Genomic DNA, 26,338 nt, shown 5'->3' on the forward strand with positions numbered 1-26,338 from the left:
TCGGCGACTTCGGCTTCGCCCTGGGCATCATGACCGTGTTCTGGATGTTCGGCACGATCCAGTTCGCCGAACTGTTCCCCATGATCGCGGCCAAGGCCGGAACGGGCTGGGAGTTTGCGGGCCAGACCTGGTCGGCGCTGGATCTGGCCGCCTTCCTGCTGTTCATCGGCGCCATGGGCAAGTCGGCCCAGTTCTTCCTGCACACCTGGCTGCCCGACGCCATGGAAGGCCCGACCCCGGTCTCGGCCCTGATCCACGCCGCCACCATGGTGACGGCCGGCGTCTATATGGTCTGCCTGTTGTCGCCGCTGTTTGAATACGCCCCGGCGGCCGCCCAGGTCGTGGCCGTGATCGGCGCGGTGACGGCCCTGTTCGCCGCCACCGTCGGCCTGGCCCAGAACGACATCAAGCGGGTCATCGCCTATTCGACCTGTTCGCAGCTCGGCTACATGTTCTTCGCCGCCGGCGTGGGCGCCTATGAGGCGGCCATGTTCCACCTGTTCACCCACGCCTTCTTCAAGGCCCTGCTGTTCCTGGGCGCCGGTTCGGTGATCAACGGCATGCATCACGAGCAGGACATGCGGAAGATGGGCGGGCTGTGGAAGCTGTTGCCGGTCACCTATGCCGTCATGACCATCGGCACCATCGCCATCACCGGCCTTGGCATTCCCGGCATCGGCGGTCTGTCCGGCTTCTATTCCAAGGACTCGATCATCGAGAGCGCCTTCGCGGCGGCGGCCAGCGGTCATTCGCCGGTGGGCCTGTTCGCCTTCTTCGTCGGCATCTTCGCGGCCGGTCTGACCGCCTATTATTCGTGGCGCCTGGTGTTCATGACCTTCCACAACAAGCCCGCCTGGAAGGATGCGCACGGCGACGATCATGCTCATGACGATCACGCGCACGGCGATCACCACCACCATGGCGAACTGCATCCGCATGAAAGCCCGTGGGTGATGCTGGTCCCGTTGCTGATCCTGTCGGTCGGCGCGGTGGCCGCGGGCTATGTCTTCGCGCCCTATTTCATCGGCCACCACGAGGGCCAGTTCTGGGGTCAGGCGATCTTCAACGGCCCAACCAACCACGTGCTGCACGACAGCCACGGCGTTCCGACCTGGGTGAAGTGGTCGCCGCTGATCCTGACGCTGATCGGCACCTTTGTGGCCTATTGGATCTATGTGGTGAAGGAAGGCATGGCGCGCCGCATGGCCGCGCGCGGCGGGTTCGTGTACAACTTCTTGTACAACAAGTGGTATTTCGACGAGCTGTACGCCGCCACCTTCGTCAAGGGGACCAAGGCGCTGGGCGACCTGTTCTGGAAGGTCGGCGACGAGAAGATCATCGACGGGGGCGGGCCGAACGGCATGGCCTTCCTGTCACGGGTCTTCGCGGGCCGTCTGAGCCGCCTGCAGTCGGGCTATGTCTATCACTATGCGTTCGTGATGTTGCTGGGCGTCGCCGGCTTCCTCGCCTTCGCCCTCTACGCCTGGGGAGCCTGAGCCGGTGCCCGTCATCCCCAACATCCTGTCGATTGTCACCTTCCTGCCGCTGGTCGGCGCGGGTCTGATCCTGATCGCCCATCTGCTGAGCAAGCGGGGCGAGGCGGCGGCCCCGGCCGCGCGCTGGATCGCCCTGGGTACGACCCTGGCGACCCTGGCCCTGTCGGTCGTGCTGGTCTGCGCCTTCGACCCGTCGAACCCCGGCTATCAGTTCGTCGAACGCTACGCCTGGTTCGCGGGCGCCCAATATCACCTGGGCGTGGACGGGATCTCGATCCTGTTCGTCCTCTTGACAGCCTTCCTGATGCCGCTTTGCATTCTGGCCAGTTGGAAGACGATCGATAAGCGCGTCGTCGAATATATGATCGCCTTCCTGGCGCTGGAGACCCTGGTCATCGGGGTCTTCACCTCGCTGGACCTGTTCCTGTTCTACATCTTCTTTGAAGGCGGCCTGGTGCCGATGTTCCTGATCATCGGGGTCTGGGGCGGACAGAACCGGATCTACGCGGCCTACAAATTCTTCCTCTACACCCTGTTGGGGTCGGTGCTGATGCTGCTGGCCATGCTGTGGATGGCGCATGAGACGGGCACCACCAGCATTCCGGCGCTCAAGGAATACGCCTTCGATCCCGCTGTTCAGCCGCTGCTGTGGCTGGCCTTCTTCACCTCGTTCGCAGTGAAGATGCCGATGTGGCCGGTGCACACCTGGCTGCCCGACGCCCACGTTCAGGCGCCGACGGCTGGTTCGGTGATCCTGGCCGGCATCCTGCTGAAGCTGGGCGGATACGGCTTCATCCTGTTCAACCTGCCCATGTTCCCGCAGGCGTCCGAGATGTTCCGGCCGCTGGTCTTCGCCCTGTCGGCGATCGCCGTGGTCTACACCTCGCTGGTCGCCTTCCGTCAGACCGACATCAAGAAGCTGATCGCCTATTCGTCGGTCGCCCACATGGGCTTCGTGACCATGGGCATCTTCGCGGGCAACGACACGGGCGTTCAGGGCGCGGTGTTCCAGATGATCAGCCACGGCCTGATCTCGGGCGCGCTCTTCTTGTGCGTCGGCGTGGTCTATGACCGGATGCACACCCGCGAGATCGCCTTCTACGGCGGCCTGACCAGTCGGATGCCGTGGTTCGCCGCCATCTTCCTGATGTTCACTATGGCCAATGTCGGCCTGCCGGGCACCTCGGGCTTCGTCGGCGAGATCCTGACCATGACCGGCGTCTATCAGGTCTCGACCTGGACGGCGCTGTTCGCGGCCTCGGGCGTGATCTTCTCGGCCGTCTATGCGCTGACGCTGTATCGCAACGTCATGTTCGGCGAGATCACCAATCCGGCCCTGAAGACGATCAACGACATCGACCGGCGCGAACTGCTGATCTTCCTGCCGTTGATCATCGGCACCCTGTGGCTGGGGGTCTATCCGGCCGCCGTTCTCGACATCACCGGGCCTGCCGTCGAGGCCCTGACCAGCGCCTATCGCGCCGCGATCGGCGGGTGAGATCATGATGCCTGACCTGAATTTCGCCCTGCAACTCGCGGCCTCGGAGCTGACGCTCGCCATCGGCGCCCTGGTTCTGTTGATGGTCGGCGCCTTCGTCGGCGAGAAGTCGGCGCGCCTGGTGTCGATCCTGTCGGTGCTGCTGCTGCTCGTCGCGACGGGCCTGGCCGCGACCGGCCCGCTGGGAACCGCCTTCAACGGCGCCTTCGTGGCCGACCCCCTGGCGGTGTTCGCCAAGGTGCTGATCTATCTGTCGGCTGCGGTCTGCGTGATCCTGGGCGACGGCTGGATGGCGCGCACGCGCATCGCCAAGTTTGAATATCCGGTGCTGATCGTCCTGGCCTCGGTCGGCATGGCCATGATGGCGTCGTCGGGCGACCTGATCTCGCTGTACGTCGGGGTCGAGCTGCATTCGCTGGCGCTCTATGTGCTGGCCGCCTTCCACCGCGACAATCTGAAGGCCTCGGAAGCCGGCCTGAAATATTTCGTCCTGGGCGCCCTGTCGTCGGGCCTGCTGCTGTACGGCGCCAGCCTGATCTACGGCTTCACCGGCTCGATGAACTATGACGTCATCGCCGCCTATGCGGCCGCCAACCCCGGCGTGGGCCTGGTGTTCGGCCTGGTGTTCCTGATCTGCGGCCTGGCCTTCAAGGTCTCGGCGGCGCCGTTCCACATGTGGACGCCCGACGTCTATGAGGGTGCGCCGACGCCGGTCGTGGCCCTGTTCGCCACGGCGCCCAAGGTGGCGGCCATGGTGCTGACCGCGCGGGTGCTGGGCGACGGCTTCGCCCAATCGCACGACCAGTGGGCGCAGGTGCTGATCCTGATCTCGCTGATCAGCTTCGCCGTCGGCGCCTTCGGCGGCCTGGCGCAGAAGGACATCCAGCGCCTGCTGGCCTATTCGTCCATCGCCAACATCGGCTACGCCCTGTTGGGCATCGCGGCCGGGACCGAGCTGGGCATCCAGGCCATGCTGCTGTTCATGGCCCTGTATGTGGTCGATCAGTTGGGCTTCTTCGCCGTGCTGCTGTCGCTGTCGCGCGACGGACGTCCGATCCGTTCGATCAACGATCTGGCGGGGCTGAGCCGTGACAAGCCGATGACGGCCGTGGCCCTGACCATCCTGTCGCTGTCGGTGCTGGGCATGCCGCCGTTATCGGGCTTCTGGGCCAAGTGGGCGGTGTTCGGCGCCGCCGCCGACGCGGGTTACTGGATGGCGGGCGCCGCCGGTCTGGTGGCTTCGGTCGTGGCCGCCTTCTACTATCTGCGGATCATCAAGCTGATGTGGTTCGACGCTCCGGCGTCGGAGATCAAGCCGGACGCCTCGCCGATCGAGGCCAAGACGGTGGCCTGGCTGTCGGCGGCCTTCGCCTTCCCGATGGTCATGTTCGCCCTGGCCTGGATCGAACCCCTGACGCGCGCCGCCGCATCGGGCTTCGGGGCCGGTTAGGGCGTGACGCCCGCGCCGGTCATCCGTCTCGACGAAATCGACTCCACCAACGCCGAGGCGCGTCGCCGCGCCGAAGTGGGCGAGATCGGGCCGCTGTGGCTGACCGCGCGTCGCCAGACGGCCGGTCGCGGCCGACGGGGCAGGGCGTGGGAGAGCGAGGGCGGCAATCTGTTCGCCACCCTGCTGACCACGACGCGCAAGGCCCCGGCCGAGGCGGCCCAGGCGACCTTCGTCGCGGCCCTGGCGGTCGCGGACCTGCTGGACGCCTTCGCGCGGCCGGGGGCGGTGACGATCAAATGGCCCAATGACGTGATGCTGGGCGGCGACAAGGCGGCGGGCATATTGGTCGAGTCCGGCGCTCACCAGACCGGCGGTCTGTGGCTGGCGGTCGGCGTCGGGGTCAACCTGGCCCATGCGCCGGACGGGACCGAACGGCCGGCCGCGGCCCTGGCCAAACATCTGCGTTCCGACATCGCCTATCCGCCGTCGCCCGAGGCGGCGGTCCAGGTGTTGGCCCAGGCCTATGCCGAATGGTCCGAACGCTGGGAGACGCTGGGCTTTCAGCCGGTGCTGGACGCCTGGGTCACACGCAACGCGACCCTGCACGGTCCCTGCGTCGCACGCCTGGGCCACGAGACGGTCGAGGGGCTGGCCGAAGGGGTCGAGGGCGACGGTTCGTTGCGGCTCAGACTGGCGGACGGGACCCTGCGCCTGATATCGGCGGGCGACGTCTTCTTTGGAGAGGCGGGCTGATGCTGCTGGCCATCGAGCAAGGCAACACCAACACCCTGTTCGCCGTCCATGACGGAACGGACTGGATCGCCCAGTGGCGCACGGCCACCGAGGCGGCGCGCACGGCCGATGAATACGCCGTCTGGCTGAGCCAGCTTCTGGAGATGCGCGGACTGTCGATCGGGACGTTGAGCGGCTGCATCGTCTCCAGCGTGGTGCCGCAGTCGATCTTCAATCTGAGGAACCTGGCGCGCCGCTATCTGAACATCGAACCCCTGGTCGTCGGCGAGAACGCCGTGCTGGGGGCGACGGCCCGCATCGACAAGCCGTCCGAGGCGGGGGCCGATCGTCTGGTCAACGCGGTGGGCGCACACCTGACCTATCCCGGCGACCTGATCGTGATTGACAGCGGCACGGCCACCACCTTCGACGTGGTGGCCGCCGACGGCGCCTTCGAGGGCGGGATCATCGCGCCGGGCGTCAATCTCAGTCTCCAGGCCCTGCATGAGGCGGCGGCCATGCTGCCGCGCATCGCCATCCAGAAACCGGCCCGCGTCATCGGCAAGGACACGGTGTCGAACATGCAGTCCGGCGTCTTCTGGGGCTACATCGCCCTGATCGAGGGGCTGGTCGCGCGCATCAAGGCTGAGTGGGGCAAGCCCATGACGGTCATCGGCACCGGCGGCGTGGTCTCCCTGTTCGAGGGCGCGACCGACAGCATCGACCATTTCGATCCCGACCTGACCCTTCGCGGCCTGCTCGAAATCCATCGCCGCAACACCCATATGGGCGCATGACCAAAAACACCGAGAACGAACTCGTCTTCCTGCCGCTGGGCGGCTCGAACGAGATCGGCATGAACCTGAACGCCTATGGCTACGGCCCGGCGGACGACCGCAAATGGATCGTCGTCGATGTGGGCGTGACCTTTGGCGACAACACCACGCCCGGCGTGGACGTGATCGTGCCCGACCCGACCTTCCTGGAGGGCGAGGAGATCCTGGGCATCGTCCTGACCCATGCGCATGAGGATCACATCGGCGCCCTGGGCTGGCTGTGGCCGCGCCTCAAGGCGCCGCTGTACGCCACGCCCTTCACCGCCTTCCTGATCCGCGAAAAGCTGCGTGACGCGGGCCTGCTGGACAAGGTGACGATCCATGAAGTGCCGCTGGGCGGCGAGATCGACCTGGGACCCTTCCAGATCGAGATGGTCACCATCACCCATTCGATCGCCGAGCCGAACGGCCTGGCGATCAAGACGCCGCTGGGCGTGGTGCTGCACACCGGCGACTGGAAGATCGACAATGATCCCATCATCGGCGAGCGCACCGACGTCGACACCATCCGCCGCCTGGGCGACGAGGGGGTGCTGGCTATGGTCTGCGATTCCACCAACGTCTTCCAGGAAGGCGTGGCGGGGTCGGAAGGCGATGTGAAAGAGGCCCTGGCCGAACTGATCGGCGGGCTGAAGGGGCGGGTGGCTGTCGGCTGTTTCGCCTCCAACGTCGCGCGCATGGACAGCGTGATCCGCGCCGCCGAGGCCGCCGGTCGCCGCGTGGTTCTGGCGGGCCGGTCGATGCACCGCATCACGGCGGCGGCCAAGTCGGTCGGCATGCTGAACGACTGCGCCCCCTTCCTGTCGGAGGACGAGGCCCGCATCTGGCCGGCGGACCAGATTCTGTATCTGTGCACCGGCAGCCAGGGCGAATCCCGTGCTGCCCTGTCGCGGGTGGCCGAGGGCAATCATCCCTTCATCAAGCTGGGACCGGGCGACCACTGCATCTTCTCGTCGCGGGTGATCCCCGGCAACGAACTGGCCATCGGCCGGTTGCAGGACACGTTGTCCGAGCGCGGGGTGCGCATCTACACCGACCGCGACCACCCCGGCATCCACGTCTCGGGCCATCCGTGCCGCGACGAACTGCGCCAGATGTATCAGTGGGCGCGGCCCCAGATCGCCGTGCCGACCCACGGCATGCGCCGCCACATCGCCGAGCACGCCCTGCTGGCGAAGGAGATGCAGGTTCCCGAGACCATCACGCCGCGCAACGGCGACATGGTGCGTCTGGCTCCCGGCCCGGCGGTCATCGTCGACGAGGTGCCCTCGGGCCGCCTGTTCGTCGACGGCGGCATGCTGGTGGAAGAGGCGGGCGAGGCGCTGCGCGAGCGGCGTCACGCGGCGTCGAACGGCATATTGATCGTCAGCTTCGCCATGGACCGGCGCGGCAAGATCGTCTCGGACATCGACGTGCGCGGCATCGGCCTGCCCGGCGACGAGGACAGCCCGCTGGGCGATGCCCTGGACGACCTGGCCGAACGCGCCGAACAGGCGGTGCTGAAGCTGAAAGGCGAGGCGCTGGAGGACGAAACAGTCATCGAACAGGCCGTGGCGCGCGCGCTGAAGAAGGCCAGTCAGAACATCTGGGATCGCAGGCCCATCGTCGAAACCATCGTGTTGCGGCTCTGATCGGCTAAGGTAGGTCCATGATCGGTCGTCTGAACCACGTCGGCGTCGCCACGCCCTCCATCGAGACCAGCGTGGCCCTGTATCGCGACCTGCTGGGCGCGAGCCGGGCGCACGAACCGTTCGACCTGCCGGAGCAGGGGGTGCGGGTCTGTTTCATCGACCTGCCGAACAGCCAGATCGAGCTGATCGAGCCGCTGGGCGACGACAGTCCCATCCACGGCTTTCTGGTGAAGAACCCCAAGGGCGGCCAGCACCACGTCTGTTTCGAGGTCGAGGACATCCTGGCCGCGCGCGACGCTCTGCGCGCCCAGGGAGCGACCATATTGGGCACGGGCGAGCCGCGCATCGGGGCGCACGGCACGCCGATCATCTTCGTCCATCCCAAGGACATGGGCGGGGTGCTGGTCGAACTGATGCAGACCCCCAATAGCGGAGCGCACTGATGCCCATCGGCCCGATCACAATGCTGGCCATCTATGTCGTCTGCTGGTGGACGGTGCTGTTCGCCGTGTTGCCGCTGGGCATGAATCAGCGGGAACAGGAACGTCCTGACGACGGCGGCCAATGGGGCGCCCCCAAGGACCCGCAACTGAAGAAGAAATTCATCACCACCACCTGGGTCTCGGCCATCGTCTGGGTGTTCGTGATGGTGTTGATCTTCACCGGCTGGCTGCCGTTGCCGACCGTGGTGGGCAACGCGGCGGGCTGAGACCGTGCGGCGCGTCGTCCCCGCGGCGAATCCCGACGCCTATGTCGCGGCGCTGGACGGTTGGCGCGCCGAGGTGGTCCGGGATCTTCGCGCGGCCGTCCAGACGGCGGCTCCCCAGGCGGACCAGATCATCAAATGGGGCAATCTGGTCTTCGTGTCGGATGGCCTGATGGCCTTGATCCGAGCCGAGGAGCATCGCGTCCTGCTGGGTTTCTGGCGGGGAAAGCGGCTGGCGACGATCGAGCCGCGCATCAAGCCCAGCGGCAGGTACGAGCTGGGCAACTGGACCTTTCGCCAAGGCGACGCCGTCGAACCGGAGGCGGTCATGGCCGTCGTGCGCCAGGCGGCGGCGCTGAACCACACGCTGGGCGACCCGACCCGCAGGGCGGCGCGATAGGGTTCGGCCTAGCTTTCGCCCCCGTCGCCCGGCTAAACCGGGCGTTCCCGATTTTCGCCTGCCTGGATTTTCGACCATGCGCCTGTCGCGCTATTTCCTGCCCACGCTGAAAGAGGCGCCTTCGGACGCCCAGATCGTCTCGCATCAACTGATGCTCCGCGCCGGCCTGATCAAACAGGAGGCGGCGGGCATCTACGCCTGGCTGCCGCTGGGTCTGCGGGTGCTCAAGAAGATCGAACAGATCGTGCGCGAGGAGCAGGTGAGGGCGGGCGCGGTCGAACTGCTGATGCCGACGCTGCAACTGGCCGATCTGTGGCGCGAGTCGGGGCGTTACGACGCCTACGGTCCCGAGATGTTGCGCATCACCGACCGGCACGAGCGCGAACTGCTGTACGGCCCGACCAATGAGGAGATGATCACCGACATCTTCCGGGGCTTCGTGAAGAGCTACAAGGCGCTGCCGCTGAACCTGTTCCACATCCAGTGGAAGTTCCGCGACGAGCGGCGCCCGCGCTTCGGCGTGATGCGGGGCCGCGAGTTCCTGATGAAGGACGCCTATTCGTTCGACATCGACGAGGCCTCGGCCCGGCGCGCCTACAACCGCATGTTCGTGGCCTATCTGAACACCTTCGCCCGCATGGGGCTGAAGGCCGTGCCGATGCGTGCCGACACCGGCCCGATCGGCGGCGATCTGAGCCACGAGTTCATCGTCCTGGCCGACACCGGCGAGAGCCAGGTGTTCTGCGACCGCAAACTGGTCGAAATGCCCGCGCCCGGCGCCGATGTGGACTGGGACGATCTGCAGACCATCGTCGACGGGCGCACCAGCCTGTACGCGGCGACCGAGGAAATGCACGACGCCGCCGCCTTTGAAAGCCAGACGGCCGAGGCCGACCGCCTGACCGCGCGCGGCATCGAGGTGGGCCATATCTTCTATTTCGGCACGAAATACTCGGCGCCGATGAAGGCCAAGGTGGCCGGACCCGATGGCGTCGATACGGACGTGCACATGGGCAGCTACGGCGTCGGCGTGTCGCGTCTGTTGGGCGCCATCATCGAGGCCAGCCACGACGAAGGCGGCATCATCTGGCCGGACGCCGTGGCCCCGTTCGACGTCGTCGTCATCAATCTGCGCGCCAATGACGCGGCGGTCTCGGCCGCTTGTGAAGACGCGGTCGCGCGCCTGGAAGCGGCGGGCAAGGACGTGCTGTACGACGACACCGACGAACGTCCGGGCGGCAAATTCGCCACCGCTGACCTGATCGGCGTGCCCTGGCAACTGACCATCGGTCCCAAGGGCCTGGCCGAAGGCGTGGTCGAGCTGAAACGCCGCGCGACCGGCGAGAAGGTGTCCGTGCCCCTGGATGAGGCGCTGGCGAAACTGACCGCATGAGCGACGCCATCACCAAACCGGCCGGGGCCTTTTCCGCCTGGGAGTTCGGCCTGGCGCTGCGTTATCTGCGCGCGCGCCGCAAAGAGGGCGGCATCGCCCTGATCGCCGTCATCTCCTATGTCGCCATCGCCCTGGCGGTGATGGCGCTGATCACGGTGATGAGCATCATGGCCGGTTTCCGCACCGAGCTGCTCAGCCGGATGCTCAGCTTCAACGGCCATGTCTATGTTCAGGGACCGGTGCTGAACTCGCCCGAGCGTGAGGCGGCCCTGGCGCGAATGAGGGCCGTGCCGGGTGTGGTTCACGTCACCCCGCTGACCGAAAGCCCGGCCATGTTCCAGGCGGGCGGCCAGGTGACCGGAGGCATCGTGCGCGGCGTCCGGCCCCAGGATCTGGTTTCGACCAAATTCGTCTATGACAGCCTGACGCCCGAGGCGCGTCGGTCGTTCGGCCAAGGCGCCTATGGCGGCGACCGGGTGCTGATCGGCAAGACCCTGGCGGAAGAGATGGGCGTGGGCGTCGGTTCGCCCATCACCCTGTATTCCCCGACTGGCGCCGACAGCGCCTTCGGCAATCTGGGCGGCCTGACCAAGACCTATGTCGTCGGCGGGGTGTTCAGCTCGGGCACCGCCGACTTCGATCGCGCCTTCGTCTTCATGCCGCTGGAGCAGGCCCAACTGTTCTTCGGCAAGGAAGGTCTCTGGGACGTGATCGAGCTGAAGGTCGCCGAACCCGATCTGGTCGACCAGTATCTGACGCCGATCCGCGAGGCCGCGAACGGCCCGGCCCTGATCAGCGACTGGCGCAACCGCCTGGCCGCCTTCTGGGGCGCGCTGAAGGTCGAGAAGGTGGCCATGAGCATCATCCTCGGCCTGGTCGTCGCCATCGCCGCCCTGAACATCATCTCCGGCATCGTCATGCTGGTGAAGAACAAGACGCGCGACATCGCCATCCTGCGCACCGTCGGCGCCAGCCGCGGCTCCATGCTGCGGGTCTTCTTCATCGCCGGGGCGGCCATCGGGGCGGCCGGAACGTTCACGGGCCTGATCCTGGGCCTGTTGTTCTGTCTGAACATCGGCGCGATCCAGCATTTTCTGGAGGCCTTGCTGGGCGTCCAGTTGTTCAACGCCGACGTCTATATGCTGGAGGCGGTTCCGGCCCTGGTCGATCCGGTCGATGTCTTCTGGGTGACGATCTGGTCGCTGTTCATGTCGTGCTTCGCCTCGCTGCTGCCCTCGTGGCGGGCAGCCAAGATGGACCCGGTGGAGGCGCTTCGCTTTGAGTGATCCACAGGCTTATCCCCAGGGTGCGGTTCTGAGCCTTCGCGGCGTCACCCGCACCTATGACACCGCCCAGGGCGGCCTGACGGTGCTGAAGGGCGTCGATCTGGACGTCATGCCGGGCCAGTTGATCGGCCTGATCGGCCCGTCAGGTTCGGGCAAGTCGTCGCTGCTGCACGCCGCCGGCCTGCTGGAGCGGCCGACGACGGGCCAGGTGGTCATCGGCGGCCAGGACGCTGGAAGCCTGGACGAAGAGGCGCGCACGCGTCTGCGCCTGAACCACGTCGGCTTCGTCTATCAGTTTCACCACCTGCTGCCTGAGTTCGACGCACGCGACAACGTCGCCCTGCCGTTGCGCATCGCGGGGGTGAAGGCGGCCCAGGCGCAGGCCCGGGCCGGTGAACTGCTGGCCGCGCTGGGCCTGGCCGATCGGGCGTCGCATCAACCGGCCCAGATGTCGGGCGGCGAGCAGCAACGCGTGGCCATCGCCCGCGCCCTGGCCAACCGTCCGCGTCTGTTGCTGGCCGACGAACCGACCGGAAACCTGGACCCGGCCACCAGCCAGGCGGTGTTCGAGGCTTTGCGGACCCTGGTGCGCGACACCGGCGTCGCCGCCCTGATCGCCACCCACAACATGGAGCTGGCGGGGCATATGGACCGGGTCTTCGCCCTGAAGGACGGCCACCTGGAAGAACGTCCGGCCGAGAGCCACGCTTACTGACGGCTATTTCTTGCCCGGCGGCGTGGTGAAGGGCGAACTGGCGACCGAGATCGGCGGCTTGGGCTTGTCCGCCTTGGGTTTGCGGACTTCCTTGTTGCTGCGCATCTGGCCCTTGGCCATGGCGGCTCTCCTGGAACGCCCGCCGCCGGAAAGGCGGATGGTTGTCGGCGTCGGCCCCCTGTCTACGCCCCATCGAAACCGCCGTCGCGGCCTTTCGTCGTCATGAGGATTGACGAGAACGAAAATGGAACATAGAACATTCCCGGAACACGCAACTGGGGATAAGGCGATGTCGCGTTGGGTTAGGGAGCTGCTGTCGCTTGCGTCTTGCGGCGGCTTTGTCTGGATGGTCTGGCAGGCGGCGTTGCTGGCGCAATGAGTCGTTTCCGGCCTGCCGAAGGAGTGCAGGCCATCACCGACGCCGCCGCCACAGGCTTCATCCATCTGCGCGTCCGCAGCGCCTATTCCTTGCTGGAGGGGGCGATCAAGGCGGGCAAGATCGGACGGATGGCGGCCGACAACGGCATGCCGGCGGTCGGGGTCGCGGATCGGGCCAATCTGTTCGGGGCGCTGGAGTTCAGCCAGGCCGCGCGCGATGCGGGGGTTCAGCCGATCATCGCCTGCGCCCTGCCGGTGACCGGGATCGGCGGACGGCCGACCCCGCGTTGGGCGCGGACGCCGACCGTGGTGCTGATCGTTCAGAACGAGACCGGCTGGCTGAATCTGTGCGCCCTGTCGTCCTCGGCCTATCTGGACTCGGGCGAGATGGACGAGCCGGGCGTGGCCTGGGACCAGGTCACGGCGCACGCCGAGGGGCTGATCCTGCTGTCCGGCGGGCCGGACGGGCCGGTCGATCCTCTGTTCGTGCAAGGCAAGGCCGCGGAGGGCGCGCAGGCGCTGCAGGCCATGAAGGCGGCCTTCGGCGACCGTTTCTATGTCGAGCTGCAACGGCACGGGACGCCGGACGAACAGGCGGCCGAACGGAGCCTGGTGGAATGGGCCTACGCCAATGACGCGCCGCTGGTCGCCACCAATGACGTCTATTACGCCAAGCCGAGCCAGACGCGGGCGCACGACGCCCTGCTGTGCATCGCCGACGGCGCCTTCATCGGCCAGGACGACCGGCGCCGGGTGACCGGCCAGCACTGGTTCAAGCCCGCCGTCGCGATGCGCGACCTGTTCGCCGACCTGCCCGAGGCCTGCGACAACACCATCGACATTGCCCGCCGCTGCGCCTTCCTGGTGCAGACACGCGCGCCGATCCTGCCGCGTTTCGACACCGGCGCGGGTCGATCCGAGGCCGACGAACTGGCGCACCAGGCGCGCGAGGGGTTGAAGGCCCGTCTGGCCCAGGTCACGCCCGCCGCGCCCGAGGCGGACTATTGGACCCGGCTGGACTGGGAAGTCTCCATCATCCAGCAGATGGGGTTCCCCGGCTATTTCCTGATCGTGTCGGACTTCATCAAATGGGCCAAGTCGCACGGAATTCCGGTGGGACCGGGCCGGGGTTCGGGGGCCGGGTCCCTGGTCGCCTGGGCCTTGACCATCACCGACCTGGACCCCTTGCGGTTCGGCCTGCTGTTCGAGCGGTTCCTGAACCCGGAACGGGTGTCCATGCCCGACTTCGACATCGACTTCTGCCAGGAGCGGCGCGAGGAGGTGATCTCCTACGTCCAGGACCACTACGGCAAGGATCGGGTGGCCCAGATCATCACCTTCGGCACGCTTCAGGCGCGGGCCGTGCTTCGCGACGTGGGCCGGGTGCTGCAACTGCCGCTGGGCCAGGTGGACCGCCTGGCCAAGATGGTGCCGAACAACCCGGCCAATCCGACGACCCTGGCCCAGGCCATCGAGATCGAGCCGCGCCTGCAAGAGGCGCGCGACGCCGAGGTCTCGGTCAAGACCCTGTTGGAGACGGCGCTGGAGCTGGAGGGGCTGTATCGCAACGCCTCGACCCACGCGGCGGGCATCGTCATCGGCGACCGGCCGCTGGTCGAACTGACGCCTCTGTACCAGGACCCGCGCTCGGACATCCCAGCCACCCAGTTCAACATGAAATGGGTCGAGCCGGCCGGGCTGGTGAAGTTCGACTTCCTGGGCCTGAAGACCCTGACGGTGCTGGACCGGGCGCGGCAGTATCTGGAGCGGCGCGGCGCGGCGCCCGACTGGAACGGACTGCCGCTGGACGATCCGGCGACCTATGAACTGATGGCGTCGGGCCAGACGGTGGGGGTGTTCCAGCTCGAATCCCAGGGCATGCGCGACACTCTGCGCAAGATGCGCTGCGGCTCCATCGAGGAGATCACCGCCCTGATCTCCCTCTATCGGCCGGGACCGATGGAGATGATCGACACCTATATCGACCGGAAATTCGGCCGGGCCGAGGTCGATTACCTGCATCCCAGCCTGACCGAGGTCCTGACCGAGACCTACGGCGTCATCATCTACCAGGAGCAGGTGATGAAGATCGCCCAGATCCTGGCGGGCTACAGCCTGGGCGAGGCCGACCTGCTGCGCCGGGCCATGGGCAAGAAGAAGAAGGAGGAGATGGACGTCCAGCGGGCGCGGTTCGTGAAAGGGGCGGCCGAGAAGGGCGTGCCCGAGGCGCAGTCGGGCGGCATCTTCGATCTGGTGGCCAAGTTCGCGGGCTACGGCTTCAACAAGTCGCACGCGGCGGCCTATGCGTTGATCAGCTTCCAGACCGGTTGGCTGAAGGCGACCCATCCGGTCGAGTTCATGGCCGCGTCCATGAGCCTGGACCTGTCGAACACCGACAAGCTGGCGGTCTTCTATCAGGACTGCCGCCGCTTCGAGGTGCCGGTTCGGGCGCCGGACGTGAACGTGTCGTCCGCCGATTTCGACGTGGCCTGGGAGGGCGAGACCGGCAGCGTGCTCTACGCCCTGGGCGCCATACGCAACGTCGGCCTGGAGGCGATGAAACACGTCGTCGATGTGCGCGAGACGGGCGGACGGTTCACCGACATCTTCGACTTCCTGGAGCGGGTCGATCCGCGCGCGGTCAACAAGCGGGCGCTGGAAAACCTGGCGCGGGCCGGGGCCTTCGATTCCATTCATTCCAACCGGCGGCAATTGGTCGAACAGGCCGATGTGCTGATGGCCTATTGCCAGAGCGTGGCGGCCGAGCGCGCCTCGGCCCAGGTCAGCCTGTTCGGCGGCGACCAGGCCCATGCGGCGCGGCCTCGGCTGAGAGCCGTCGAGCCGTGGATCGGGCCGGAGCGCCTGGACGAGGAGTTGGCGGCGATCGGCTTCTATCTGTCCGGCCATCCGCTGGAGGATTTGACGCCCGCCCTGAAACGCAAGCGGGTGACCTTCGTCGCCGAGGCCACGGCCCTGGCCGAGGCCGGGCACGAGGCCTTTCAGATGGCGGGCGTGGTGCGTCGCCGCCAGGAACGGGCCAGCGCCCGGACGGGTGAGAAATTCGCCTTCGTCACCTTCTCGGACCCGACCGGCGAGTTTGAATGCCTGTTCCCGCCCGAACAGCTTCGGCGGTGCCGTGAGGTGCTGGAGCCGGGGGCCTCGGTCATGGTGCGGGTGCGAGCCAAGGCGACGGACGGCGAGGTGCGCTTCTTCGGCGACGACGCCAAGCCGATGGACGCCATGCTGGACGACGCGGCGGCGGAGCTGCGGGTCCACGTCTCGGCGCGTTCGGCCGATGTCGCGGCGCTGAAGGCGCGGCTGGAGCGGGCCAGGGGGGCGGACGGCCGGGGCGGAGAGATTTCTCTGATCGCGTCGCTGGAAGGGCGGCGTGAGGTCGAACTGAAACTGCCCGGCCGTTACCGGCTGGACGGCGCCCTGCGCGGGGCGCTGAAATCGGCGCCGGGGGTGGTGTTGCTGGAGGACGCCTGACGAGCGGGCGTTGTGAACGCCCTGTTGGTCGGGGCGAGAGGATTCGAACCTCCGACCCTCTGCTCCCAAAGCAGATGCGCTACCAGGCTGCGCTACACCCCGACACAGGCAGGCGGCTCTCCTACAGGGCTTGCCCCGTCGGAGCAACGGCGGCGGCTATTCCTTGGCCGCCATCCGGGCCGCGGCCGCCGACTGGATCGACAGGCCGGTGAAGACCCCGGCCATGATGATCATCAGACCGTAGTCGCCGCTGGGCGCGATGACCGGCAGACCGGCAGACAGGACCATGGCGAAGGGAAAGACCATGGCCATGATCAGGGTGGCGGGCTGGTCCGGCTGGATCAGAGCCTTGGGCTTGCGCTTGCGGCTGATCATCCAGAGCCGGTTCAGGAACAGGAAGCCCAGCACGCTCATCAGGGCCGCGCCGATGTATTTCCGGGCCGCCTCGGGCGGGCCGAAGGCGCTGGCCGTCATGACGATCAGGGTCAGGGCCAGCACCGAGGTGACAGCCAAAAGGGCGTTGGCGTCCAGCTTCAAGACTTCACCTTCACATAGCTGCCCGGCGCCGGTTCGATGGGCGTGAGCCTGCCCTTGGAGGGATTCCGCGCCGAAACCCAGCCGCCCGACTTGTCATGCAGCCATTCGGCCCAGTGCGGCCACCAACTGCCCGGATGTTCGACGGCGCCCGCCTGCCATTCCGCCAGGGTCTGGGGCAGGGCCGCGTTGGTCCAGTGCTGGTATTTCTTGGCCGAGGGCGGATTGACCACCCCGGCGATGTGGCCCGATCCGGCCAGCGTCAGCGTCACCGCCGCGTTCTGGAAGGCGCGCGCCGAGCGATAGACCGAGTTCATCGGGGCGATGTGGTCCTCGCGACTGGCCTGGAAATAGAGGGGGATGGTGACCTTGGTCAGGTCGATCGTCTCGCCGCCCATCTGGAAGGCGCCCTGGGCCAGGGCGTTCTTGCCGTACATGTTGCGCAGATAATCCATGTGCAGCCGCTTGGGCATGCGCGTCTGGTCGGCGTTCCAGAACAGCAGGTCGAAAGCCGGCGGCGACTTGCCCATCAGATAGTTGGACACGAAGAACGACCAGATCAGGTCGTTGGCCCGCAGCGCGTTGAAGGTGTCGGCCATGGCCGCGCCGGGCAGGACGCCGCCCGCCTTGTCCATCTGCTGCTCGATCTCGTTCAGCCAGTGTTCGTCGGTGAACAACAACAGGTCGCCCGCCTGGGCGAAGTCGTGCTGGGCCGCGAAGAAGGTGGTGGCCGAGACGCGCGTGTCGCCCTTGGCCGCCATATGCGCCAGGCCCCCGCCCAGCAGGGTGCCGCCGATGCAATAGCCGACGGTGTTCACATGGTCGGCCTGGGTCTGCTCCAGCACCTTTTCGACGGCGCGATAGATCCCCTTTTCCAGATAGTCGTCAAAGCCGAAGCCGGCCTTGTCGACATCGGGATTGACCCAGGAGCAGACGAAGACGGTGAAGCCCTGGCTGGACAGCCAGCGGATCATCGAATTCTCGGGCTGCAGATCCAGGATGTAGAATTTGTTGATCCAGGGCGGGAAGATCAGCAGGGGCGTGGCCCGCTGTTGATCCGTCGCGGCGTCGAACTGGATCAACTCGAACAGTTCGTCGCGCCAGACGACCTGGCCCGGCGCGGTGGCGACGTTCTCGCCCACCTTGAAGCGGCCGTAGTCGGCCTGGCTGATCTTCAGCTTGCCGCCGCCGCGCTCAAGATCCGCGGCGAAATTCTCCATGCCCTTGACCAGGCTCTCGCCGTTGGTCGCGGCCAGAGCCTTCAGCGCGGCCGGGTTGGAGGCCAGGAAGTTGGACGGCGAGAAGGCGTCGGTCAGCAGCTTGGTGAAGAATTCGGCCCGGCGGCGCGTCATCGGATCGACGTCCTCGGCCGAGGCGACCAGGCCGTTCATCCAGTCGGACGTGACCAGATAAGAGCGCCGCATGACGTCGAACATCGGGTTTTCCGACCAGGCGGGGTCCTTGAACCGCTTGTCGGCCGGGGCGGGGACCGGCGTCTCGCCCGTCGCGGCGCGGGCGCCCGAGGCCCACAGGTCCATATAGCGGTTGAACAGATCGGCCTGGGCGGCGAACAGCTTGTCGGGCCGGGCGGCCAGGCTGCTCATCACCGCCGTCATGGCCGGGGCGACGTTGAACGGATCGGGCGACAGGGCGGCGGGGCGGTCGGCCTGGGTCAGGGCGGCTTCGGCGATGGCGGCCTGGGCGGTCATGGCCGCCTTGGCCAGGTTGATCGACAGGGTCTCGATCAGCTTTTGCTGGTCGGCGAAGCCGTCGGCCGATTCGGACGCGGGCTGCGGCTGAGGCGCGGCTTCGGGCGCCGGTTCAGGCTTGGGCTTGGCGGCGCGCGGCCGGGGCGGCTTTGGCGACGTCGGACGGCCCGGCTTGCGTGGCGCGCGCGGCTTGGCCGCCTTGTCGGCGTCTGAAGCGGTCGTCGGGCGCTTGGCCATGGCTGTCCTCCGGTGCGGGCGGCTTTCGCCCGTTGCGATCATGGCATATGACCGGGCCTGAAATGAACGCATCCCGCCTCAAAAAGATGACGGCCGCCGTGGCGGGCCTGGGACTCGGCCTGGGGCTGACGGCTTGCGCCGGTTCGTTCGTGGCCGAGACGGACGCCCAGTCGCCGCTGGCGCCGCGCGTGCAGCAGATCGTGGACACGCATCGCGTCTATCCGCGTTGGGCGGATTTCCCGGCCACGCCGAGCGATCTGCCGCGACCGGTCGAGCTGGCGACACGGGTCGACGCCTTGAATGCGTCAAGCGCGGTCCTGGACGGAGAGGCGGCGCGTCTGGAATGGACGTTGTCCGATCCCGCGGCCTTCGTGGCCCAGGTCAACCGCCGCATCCAGGCCGCGCCGGTGTCGCCGATGTCGGCCCAGACGCAGGAAGAGATCGAGGCTCTGGCCGAACGCCTGCGCCAGCGGGCGACCGCGCCGCCGCCCGTGCCTCGTCGACAATAGTTTTCGCCGACCCGGCCGACAGACGCCGGGCGACAACGACACTCAGGAGCCTTCGCATGACCATTTCGACCCTGGCCTTCGACGCCGCGCGCGTGACTGAACTGGCCGCCATCGCCAGTTGGAGCCAGATCGGCCGGGGCGATGAGAAACACGCCGACCAACTGGCCGTCGACGCCATGCGCACGGCGCTGAACAACCTGGCCATCGACGGCAAGATCGTGATCGGCGAGGGCGAGCGCGACGAAGCGCCGATGCTCTACATCGGTGAGAAGGTGGGCACGGGCAAAGGCCCGGCCATCGACATCGCCCTGGACCCGCTGGAAGGCACGACGCTGACGGCCAAGGCGATGGCGAATGCGCTGTGCGTGCTGGCCATGTCGGAGGGCGGCGGCATGCTGCACGCGCCCGACACCTATATGGACAAGATCGCGGTCGGGCCGGGCTATGCGCCGGGCCTGGTCGATCTGGACATGACCCCGCAGGACAATGTGAAGGCCTTGGCCGGGGCCAAGGGGGTGGCGACGCGCGACATCACCGTCTGCGTCATGGACCGGCCGCGCCACGCCGCGCTGATCGCCGCCCTGCGCGAGGTCGAGGCGCGGGTCATGCTGATCACCGACGGCGACGTGGCCGGTGTGATCCACACGGCCGAGCCGCACACCGGCATCGATCTGTATCTGGGCCAGGGCGGGGCGCCCGAGGGCGTGCTGGCGGCGGCGGCGCTGAAATGCGTCGGCGGCTTCTTCCAGGGCCGACTGGTGTTCCGCAACGACGATGAACGCGCGCGCGCGGCGCGCACCGGCGTGACCGACCTGAACCGCAAATACGACCTGCACGAACTGGTGTCCAAGGACGCCGTCTTCGCCGCCACGGGCGTGACCAAGGGCGCCATGCTGGACGGTGTGACGGTGAAGGGCGGCTTCGTCTCGACCCATACGGTCGTCATGGATTCCGCCAGCCGCACGGTGCGCCGCATCCGCATGACGCATCCGGTCTGATCATGGACGGCGGCGCGCCAGGCTCAGGCGCCTTTCTGGGCGTCGAACGGTCGTTGAGCGGCCGAGCCTGGCGGCAGCGACCGGCCGAGGCGTCGGTCGTCAGGGCGCATATGCAGTCGCTGGGCCTGGATGAACCGCTGGCGCGGGCGCTGGCGTCGCGCGGGGTGCGGGCCGATCAGGGGGCGGACTTCCTGACGCCGACGCTGAAGGCGCTGTTTCCCGATCCGTCCAGCTTCATGGACATGGACACGGCGGCGGCGGCCGTCGTCGACGCCCTTCAGGCCGGATCGAAGGTCTGGGTCTTCGCCGACTATGACGTGGACGGAGCGTCCAGCGCGGCCCTGCTGGTGCGCTGGTTCCGGGCCATGGGGGCGGAACTGCCGATCTATGTGCCCGACCGGCTGACCGAGGGGTACGGGCCGAGCGCCAGGGCCTTCGACACGCTGAAAGGGCAGGGCGCGGACCTGGTCATCACCGTCGACTGCGGCGCGGCGGCGAACGAGGCGCTGGATCACGCGGCGGCGATCGGGCTGAACGTCGTGGTCATCGACCACCACCTGATGCGGGCCGAACCGCCCAAGGCTCTGGCCGTGGTCAATCCGAATCGGCCGGGCTGCAACTCGGGCCAAGGCAATCTGGCGGCGGCGGGTGTGGTGTTCGTGCTGCTGGCGGCGCTGAACCGCGAGGTGCGGGCGCGCGGGCTGTTCGAGGGGCGCGAGGCGCCGGACATCCGCGCCTGGATGGATCTGGCGGCCATGGGGGCCGTCTGCGACGTGACGGGACTGACGGGGTTCAACCGGGCGCTGACGAAGCTGGGGCTGGGCGTCATGTCGGGTTGGGGCAATCCGGGTCTGAAGGCCTTGCTGGCCGCGGCCGGCGCCGAACCCAAGCCGGCGACCACCAACCACGCGGGCTTCATCCTGGGACCCAGGATAAACGCGGGCGGGCGCATCGGCCGGTCGGACCTGGGCGCACGCCTGTTGTCGACCGACGATCCGGCCGAGGCGACGCGGCTGGCGGCCGAACTGCACGCCCTGAACATCGCCCGGCGCGAGGTCGAGGCGGCGGTGACCGAGGCGGCCGTGCGGCGCGTCGAGACCTCGGGCGCCCATGACGACGGTTCGGCCGTGGTCGTGGTCGAGGGCGAGGACTGGCATCCCGGCGTGGTCGGCATTGTGGCCGGGCGGCTGCGGGAACGTTGGCGCAAGCCCGTGGTGGTGGTCGGCGTTGATCCGGCGACGGGCGTGGGCAAAGGCTCGGGCCGGTCTCAGCCGGGCGTCAACCTGGGCCGGGCGGTGCAGGCGGCCTGGGAAGAGGGGCTGCTGCTGGCCGGGGGCGGCCACGCCATGGCGGCGGGCCTGACCGTGGCGGCGGGCGGCGTCGACGCCGTGCGCGGCTTCCTGAACGACCGGCTGGCGGGCGAAAGCGTGCAGGCGGCGGCCCAGGACTGGGTCGAGATCGACGCCCTGATCGACGCGGCCGCGGCGAACCGCGACCTGTTTGAATCCTTTGAGCGTATGGCGCCTTTCGGCCCAGCCAATCCTGAGCCGTTGTTCGCCCTGGACGGCGTTCAGGCGCGCGACGCCCAGCCGATGAACGGCGGCCATGTGCGGTGCCGCCTGGTCGCCGCCGACGGCGCCTCGGTGCGGGCCGTGGCCTGGCGCTGCGCCGACCTGCCGCTGGGGCAGACGCTGTTGTCGGGGCAGGGCGGACTGCGGATCGCGGGGCGGCTGAAGGCCGATGACTGGAACGGCAGGCGCGGCGTGCAGATGGAGATCGAGGACGCCGACGATCCGCGCAGACTATGACCGTTCGCGGGGGCTTGCGCGGCTCGGAATCGGCGGCTATATCGCCCGCTCCCCGCGCAGCGGTCCCTTCGTCTATCGGTTAGGACGTCAGGTTTTCAACCTGAAAAGAGGGGTTCGATTCCCCTAGGGACTGCCACGCGGGGCCTTCCCCCTGATATTCCGATACGACCCCCGCGCCTTACGCCGCGATGATTTGTTGTGTCCGTCACGCAAGCCCGATCGCCGCCGCATTTTCGCGCTTATTGACGGATCGCCGATATTTGCTACTTTTGGCTGTCCGGGGAAGGCGATTAATATCGAGGAATATCAATGCGGTGGATTAACTATATTGCGGGAGGACTTGCCGCGACGGCGCTTGCCCTTTGCGGCGTCGGCGCCGCATCGGCCCAGATCGTAGTCAGCAATACCGCATATGCCGGCACGCAGAGTATCGAAGATGTCTTGAGCCAGCACGGGCAAATTGTCGTGGCGCCCGGCAATCAGTTGAACCAGTACACGCTGGAAATCTCTCGTGCGCCTGCGTCGCCGACGCTGACTGTCGTGCCCAAGGTCTACACCTATAACGCCGGCGTGGTCGGTGCGGTCCCCATCTGGACGGGCGCCCCGGTGAACGTGCCCAGCACGGTCGCCTCGACCTTCACCTTCTCGCCCGGCATTCCGGTGACGATCGGCAATTCCTACGTCTTGGCGGTCGATCAGCAATCGTCCGGTGAACTGGGTCGGCTCAACGTCGGCGCGCCTGGAAATTATCTGCCGGCGGACAAGGTCCATTATTCGCTAGGTAGTTGGAGTCTGTCTGGTCTGAACCAGGATCTGGTGTTCACCGCGACCTTCGCCGCGCCGGTCTCGGTGCCCACGCTATCGGAATGGGCGATGATCTTGATGGCCCTGGCCTTGGCGGGCGGCGCGGCCTTTGTGATCCAGCGTCGTCGCCTAGCCGGCTGATCCGCAAAGGCTACGAACGAGAGAAGCCCGCCTTGGCGTTGCACAGGCGGGCTTTTTCGTCTGTGCGGTTAAAAAACTGAAAAAGACCAGCGTTTTTCACTTTTCACCGTTTGGAATAACCGTGTTAAGCAGGGGTGTCCGGGAGATATGCGGGCGGGGGTTGGAAGTTGTCAGATTTCGAGGAGGCCCAGGCGCCGGACACAGTCCGCATCGCCGGGCGGGTCAAATGGTTTGATCCGGGCAAGGGCTACGGCTTCATTGTCCCTGACGACCCTGCCATGACCGAACTGAAGGATGTGCTGCTGCACATCAGCAGCCTGCGTGACAGCGGCCGAGATCGCGCGGACGAGGGGGCCTCGATCCAGTGCACCTGCGTGCGTCGGCCCAAGGGCTGGCAGGTGGCCGAGGTTCTGGATCTGGGCGAAGGCGACCCGACCCTGATCGCTCCGCCCCGCCGCGGCTACGAGGCCTTGAAGGCGACCGCGCGCGAGCGTCTGCCGATGCTGAATCCCGACACCGTGATGGAAGCGGCCGTGGTGAAGTGGTTCAATCGCACCAAGGGCTATGGATTCGTGGTGCGCGCGGACGAACCGGGCGATATCTTCGTCCATATCGAGACGCTGCGCCGCTGTGGTCTGGACGATCTGATCCCCGGCGCGACGGTTCAGGTGCGCTTCGCCGAAGGACCCAAGGGTCTGGTGGTCGCGGAAATCACGACGGGCGAGTGATCTTCGTCCGGGAAGGACGAGAGACGATGCTGTATCGGCGAATGGTTCTGGCGGGCGTGCTGGCGGCCCTGGCCCTGGGCGGGTCGGCCTGCGCCCAGGACCCGGCGGTGGACGCCAACGGACGGCCGCTGGAGCCGCTGACCATCGTCACAACCTCGGGCCAGCACGAATTCCTGGTCGAGATCGCCGACGAGGAACCGGAACGCCAGCGCGGCCTGATGTACCGCGACCCCCTGCCCAAGGATCGCGGCATGCTGTTCCAATGGCCGAACGAACCGGCCCAGGATCGCGGTTTCTGGATGCACAACACGCCCAGTCCGCTGGACATCGTCTATGTGGGCGCCGACGGGCGGATCGTTTCGATCATTCACAACGCCGCGCCCAATTCCGACGCCATCCTGCCGTCCGAAGGCCCGGCCAAGGGCGTGGTCGAGCTGCGCGCCGGACGCGCCCAGGAGATCGGGGCCAAAAAGGGCGACGAGGTCCGCCACCCGTATTTCGCGCGCTGACGTCCGCGACGCTTGCCTTTTCCGCCCGTTCCGCCTAGAAGCCGCGCGCACTTCGCACGCGGGCGTGGCGCGTCTGGGGGAGACATCCCCGTTCGCTCCGTTCCGAGGGACCGTCCGGTCCTTTAACCGCCCGCGCTAGGTTGATCGGAAAAAGGACTGAACGATCATGGCTCTGCCTGAATTCTCGATGCGCACCCTGCTGGAAGCGGGCGCTCACTTCGGCCACCAGACGCACCGCTGGAACCCGAAGATGGAACGCTACATCTTCGGCTCGCGCTCCAACATCCACATCATCGACCTGTCGCAGTCGATGCCGCTGATGCACCAGGCGCTGGTCGCCGTGCGCGACGTCGCCGCCAAGGGCGGCCGCGTGCTGTTCGTCGGCACCAAGCGCCAGGCCGCCGAGCCGGTGGCCGAGGCCGCCAAGCGCTGCGCTCAATACTATATGAACAACCGCTGGCTGGGCGGCACCCTGACCAACTGGCGCACCGTCTCGGGTTCGATCGCTCGTCTGCGCGAGCTGGACGCCCTGCTGGAGTCGGGCGGCGAGGGCCGCGTCAAGCGCGAGCTGCTGAGCCTGCAACGCGAACGCGACAAGCTGGAAGCCTCGCTGGGCGGCATCAAGGACATGGGCGGCGTGCCGGACATCATGTTCGTGATCGACACCAACAAGGAATCGATCGCGATCCAGGAAGCCCGCAAGCTGAACATCCCGATCATCGCCATCCTGGACACCAATTCGGACCCGGACGGCATCACCTATCCGGTGCCGGGCAACGACGACGCCGCCCGCGCCATCCAGACCTACTGCGACCTGATCGCCGACGCCGTCCTGGACGGCCTGGCGGCCGGTGCGGGCGCCTCGGGCGTGGATCTGGGCGCTTCGGAAAACCCGGTCGAGCCGATGCTGCGTGAAGCAGCGTCGCCCAAGGCCGAGGCCGAAGCCGTTCCGGCCGAACTCGAGGTCGTCGCTGTCGAGCTGGAAGCCGCCGCTCAGCCCGCCGTGGCCGACGAAGCCGCTCAGGAAGCGACCTCGGAAGCCATCGACGCCGTCGAAAACGAGCCTGCCCAGGCCTGATCCGGCCGCCGCTGTCATTGACGGCGAACACTAGACCGCGGCCGGACCTTTCGAGGTCCGGCCGTTACCGCTTACGAACACCAGGAGATTGAACATGGCCGAGATCACCGCCGCCCTCGTCAAGGAACTGCGCGAGCGCTCCGGCGTCGGCATGATGGACTGCAAGAAGGCCCTGCAGGAAACCAACGGCGACATCGACGCCGCCATCGATTGGCTGCGCGCCAAGGGCCTGTCCAAGGCCGCCAAGAAGGCCGACCGCGTGGCCGCCGAAGGCCTGGTCGCCGTGGCTTCCAAAGAAGTCGGCGCCGGCGAAATCGGCGCCGCGATCGAGTTCAACGCCGAAACCGACTTCGTCGCCCGCAACGAGCTGTTCCAGAACGCCGCCAAGTCGTTCGCCCAACTGGGCCTGGAGCACGCCACGCTGGAAGGCCTGCACGGCGCCGAACTGGAAGCCGGCAAGACGGTCCAGGACGAAGTGACCAACCTGATCGCCACCGTCGGCGAGAACATGCAACTGCGCCGCGCCGCCCGCCTGTCGGTCGAAGAAGGCGTGGTCGCCAGCTATGTCCACAACGCCGTGTCGCCGGGCGTCGGCCGCATCGGCGTGCTGGTCGCCCTGCACGGCGGCGGCGACAAGGCGGCCCTGCGCGAACTGGGCCGCAAGATCGCCATGCACGTGGCCGCGACCGCTCCGCTGTCGCTGAACACCGACGATCTGGACCCGGCCGCCATCGAGAAGGAACGTCAGGTCCTGACCGAGAAGGCCAAGGAGGAAGGCCGCCCCGACAACATGATCGCGAAGATCGTCGAGGGTCAGATCAACAAGTTCCAGAAGGACGTGGTGCTGACCAAGCAGCCGTTCGTCATGAACCCGGACGTGACCATCGAACAACTGGTCGCCGACACGGGCAAGGAACTGGGCGCGCCCGGTCTGCACCTGGCCGGTTTCGTCCGTCTGGCGCTGGGCGAGGGCGTCGAAAAGGTCGAAGGACCCGACTTCGCTGCGGAAGTCGCCTCGATGATGGGCGGCAACTAAGAGATTCGCCTCCCCGTTCGCGGGGAGGGGGACCACGAAGTGGTGAGGGGGCTGTGTCCGCAAGGACCGGCCCCTTTGTCATGCTGAATTTGGACTGAGCGCGAAGCCGACCGCCCGTCCGTCTCGACGGCTCGTCGTCGATCCGCCTCTCCGCACACGGGGAGGAGAAGCCTTTGAAGCCTGACGCGCCCTTCGTCTATAAAGGGCGGCCCGATTCCGGGCTGACCGCCGCACACG

23 protein-coding genes and 2 tRNA genes are annotated in these 26,338 nt (G+C 67.2%); 22 read left to right on the forward strand and 3 right to left on the reverse strand.

Going from position 1 to position 26,338, the window contains the following annotated elements; all coding sequences use genetic code 11:
• The 13 genes from nuoL to dnaE all read left to right on the forward strand — a co-directional run.
• A partial coding sequence (nuoL, locus tag V7D63_RS08615; RefSeq protein WP_333591861.1) for an NADH-quinone oxidoreductase subunit L occupies window positions 1-1,496 on the forward strand: 1,496 nt, incomplete at its 5' end.
• Window positions 1,497-1,509: 13 nt separating this feature from the next.
• On the forward strand, window positions 1,510-2,994 hold the full coding sequence (locus V7D63_RS08620; protein ID WP_333591896.1) for an NADH-quinone oxidoreductase subunit M: 1,485 nt from the start codon (window positions 1,510-1,512) through the stop codon (window positions 2,992-2,994).
• A 7-nt stretch (window positions 2,995-3,001) separates the two neighbouring features.
• Complete coding sequence (nuoN, locus tag V7D63_RS08625) at window positions 3,002-4,444, forward strand: NADH-quinone oxidoreductase subunit NuoN (RefSeq protein ID WP_333591862.1); 1,443 nt, start codon at window positions 3,002-3,004, stop codon at window positions 4,442-4,444.
• A 3-nt stretch (window positions 4,445-4,447) separates the two neighbouring features.
• Entirely contained in the window at window positions 4,448-5,197 is a 750-nt protein-coding gene (locus V7D63_RS08630; protein WP_333591863.1) for a biotin--[acetyl-CoA-carboxylase] ligase, read from the forward strand.
• Window positions 5,194-5,973 carry a type III pantothenate kinase gene (locus V7D63_RS08635; protein WP_333591897.1) on the forward strand — a complete coding sequence of 260 codons (780 nt, stop codon included), beginning with the start codon at window positions 5,194-5,196 and terminating at the stop codon, window positions 5,971-5,973. Before V7D63_RS08630 ends, V7D63_RS08635 begins: the two co-directional genes overlap by 4 nt.
• Complete coding sequence (locus V7D63_RS08640) at window positions 5,970-7,643, forward strand: ribonuclease J (RefSeq protein WP_333591864.1); 1,674 nt, start codon at window positions 5,970-5,972, stop codon at window positions 7,641-7,643. The genes V7D63_RS08635 and V7D63_RS08640 overlap by 4 nt, the downstream gene beginning before the upstream one ends.
• Before the next feature lie 17 nt (window positions 7,644-7,660).
• Window positions 7,661-8,086, forward strand: a complete 426-nt coding sequence (gene mce, locus V7D63_RS08645) for a methylmalonyl-CoA epimerase (RefSeq protein ID WP_333591865.1) — start codon at window positions 7,661-7,663, stop codon at window positions 8,084-8,086.
• Complete coding sequence (locus tag V7D63_RS08650) at window positions 8,086-8,352, forward strand: DUF1467 family protein (RefSeq protein ID WP_333591866.1); 267 nt, start codon at window positions 8,086-8,088, stop codon at window positions 8,350-8,352. The genes mce and V7D63_RS08650 overlap by 1 nt, the downstream gene beginning before the upstream one ends.
• Window positions 8,353-8,356: 4 nt before the next feature.
• The gene (locus tag V7D63_RS08655) at window positions 8,357-8,749 is read left to right on the forward strand and encodes a DUF1801 domain-containing protein (RefSeq protein WP_333591867.1); all 393 of its coding nucleotides are present in this window, start codon (window positions 8,357-8,359) and stop codon (window positions 8,747-8,749) included.
• A gap of 76 nt (window positions 8,750-8,825) precedes the next feature.
• Window positions 8,826-10,142 (forward strand): proline--tRNA ligase, encoded by a 1,317-nt coding sequence (proS, locus tag V7D63_RS08660; protein ID WP_333591868.1) that lies wholly within the window; start codon window positions 8,826-8,828, stop codon window positions 10,140-10,142.
• Entirely contained in the window at window positions 10,139-11,428 is a 1,290-nt protein-coding gene (locus tag V7D63_RS08665) for a lipoprotein-releasing ABC transporter permease subunit (protein WP_333591869.1), read from the forward strand. The genes proS and V7D63_RS08665 overlap by 4 nt, the downstream gene beginning before the upstream one ends.
• Complete coding sequence (locus V7D63_RS08670) at window positions 11,421-12,143, forward strand: ABC transporter ATP-binding protein (RefSeq protein WP_333591870.1); 723 nt, start codon at window positions 11,421-11,423, stop codon at window positions 12,141-12,143. The genes V7D63_RS08665 and V7D63_RS08670 overlap by 8 nt, the downstream gene beginning before the upstream one ends.
• Window positions 12,144-12,554: 411 nt before the next feature.
• The gene (dnaE, locus tag V7D63_RS08675; RefSeq protein WP_333591898.1) at window positions 12,555-16,010 is read left to right on the forward strand and encodes a DNA polymerase III subunit alpha; all 3,456 of its coding nucleotides are present in this window, start codon (window positions 12,555-12,557) and stop codon (window positions 16,008-16,010) included.
• A gap of 25 nt (window positions 16,011-16,035) precedes the next feature.
• Here dnaE and V7D63_RS08680 read toward each other — a convergent pair.
• The 3 genes from V7D63_RS08680 to phaC form a co-directional block, all read right to left on the reverse strand.
• A tRNA-Pro gene (locus tag V7D63_RS08680) sits at window positions 16,036-16,112 on the reverse strand.
• Between the two features lie 54 nt (window positions 16,113-16,166).
• Window positions 16,167-16,547 carry a hypothetical protein gene (locus V7D63_RS08685; RefSeq protein ID WP_333591871.1) on the reverse strand — a complete coding sequence of 127 codons (381 nt, stop codon included), beginning with the start codon at window positions 16,545-16,547 and terminating at the stop codon, window positions 16,167-16,169.
• Window positions 16,544-18,490: a class I poly(R)-hydroxyalkanoic acid synthase gene (gene phaC, locus V7D63_RS08690; RefSeq protein ID WP_333591872.1), complete on the reverse strand. Its 1,947-nt coding sequence runs from the start codon at window positions 18,488-18,490 to the stop codon at window positions 16,544-16,546. Before phaC ends, V7D63_RS08685 begins: the two co-directional genes overlap by 4 nt.
• Before the next feature lie 62 nt (window positions 18,491-18,552).
• On the opposite strand from phaC, the gene V7D63_RS08695 reads away from it, so the two are divergent.
• The 9 genes from V7D63_RS08695 (at window position 18,553) to tsf (ending at window position 26,101) form a co-directional block, all read left to right on the forward strand.
• On the forward strand, window positions 18,553-18,999 hold the full coding sequence (locus tag V7D63_RS08695) for a hypothetical protein (RefSeq protein ID WP_333591873.1): 447 nt from the start codon (window positions 18,553-18,555) through the stop codon (window positions 18,997-18,999).
• 56 nt (window positions 19,000-19,055) lie between these two features.
• Window positions 19,056-19,997, forward strand: a complete 942-nt coding sequence (gene glpX, locus V7D63_RS08700) for a class II fructose-bisphosphatase (RefSeq protein WP_333591874.1) — start codon at window positions 19,056-19,058, stop codon at window positions 19,995-19,997.
• A gap of 2 nt (window positions 19,998-19,999) precedes the next feature.
• Entirely contained in the window at window positions 20,000-21,805 is a 1,806-nt protein-coding gene (gene recJ, locus V7D63_RS08705) for a single-stranded-DNA-specific exonuclease RecJ (RefSeq protein ID WP_333591875.1), read from the forward strand.
• 61 nt (window positions 21,806-21,866) lie between these two features.
• Window positions 21,867-21,941, forward strand: a tRNA-Glu gene (locus V7D63_RS08710).
• A gap of 173 nt (window positions 21,942-22,114) precedes the next feature.
• Entirely contained in the window at window positions 22,115-22,750 is a 636-nt protein-coding gene (locus V7D63_RS08715; protein WP_333591876.1) for an IPTL-CTERM sorting domain-containing protein, read from the forward strand.
• 167 nt (window positions 22,751-22,917) lie between these two features.
• On the forward strand, window positions 22,918-23,478 hold the full coding sequence (locus V7D63_RS08720) for a cold-shock protein (protein WP_333591877.1): 561 nt from the start codon (window positions 22,918-22,920) through the stop codon (window positions 23,476-23,478).
• 26 nt (window positions 23,479-23,504) lie between these two features.
• The gene (locus tag V7D63_RS08725; RefSeq protein WP_333591878.1) at window positions 23,505-23,987 is read left to right on the forward strand and encodes a DUF192 domain-containing protein; all 483 of its coding nucleotides are present in this window, start codon (window positions 23,505-23,507) and stop codon (window positions 23,985-23,987) included.
• Window positions 23,988-24,153: 166 nt separating this feature from the next.
• Window positions 24,154-25,065, forward strand: a complete 912-nt coding sequence (gene rpsB, locus V7D63_RS08730; protein WP_333591879.1) for a 30S ribosomal protein S2 — start codon at window positions 24,154-24,156, stop codon at window positions 25,063-25,065.
• A 94-nt stretch (window positions 25,066-25,159) separates the two neighbouring features.
• On the forward strand, window positions 25,160-26,101 hold the full coding sequence (tsf, locus tag V7D63_RS08735) for a translation elongation factor Ts (protein ID WP_333591880.1): 942 nt from the start codon (window positions 25,160-25,162) through the stop codon (window positions 26,099-26,101).
• Window positions 26,102-26,338: the final 237 nt, after the last annotated feature.

The sequence above is a fragment of the Brevundimonas sp. genome (genome assembly GCF_036732845.1).
GTDB lineage: Bacteria > Pseudomonadota > Alphaproteobacteria > Caulobacterales > Caulobacteraceae > Brevundimonas.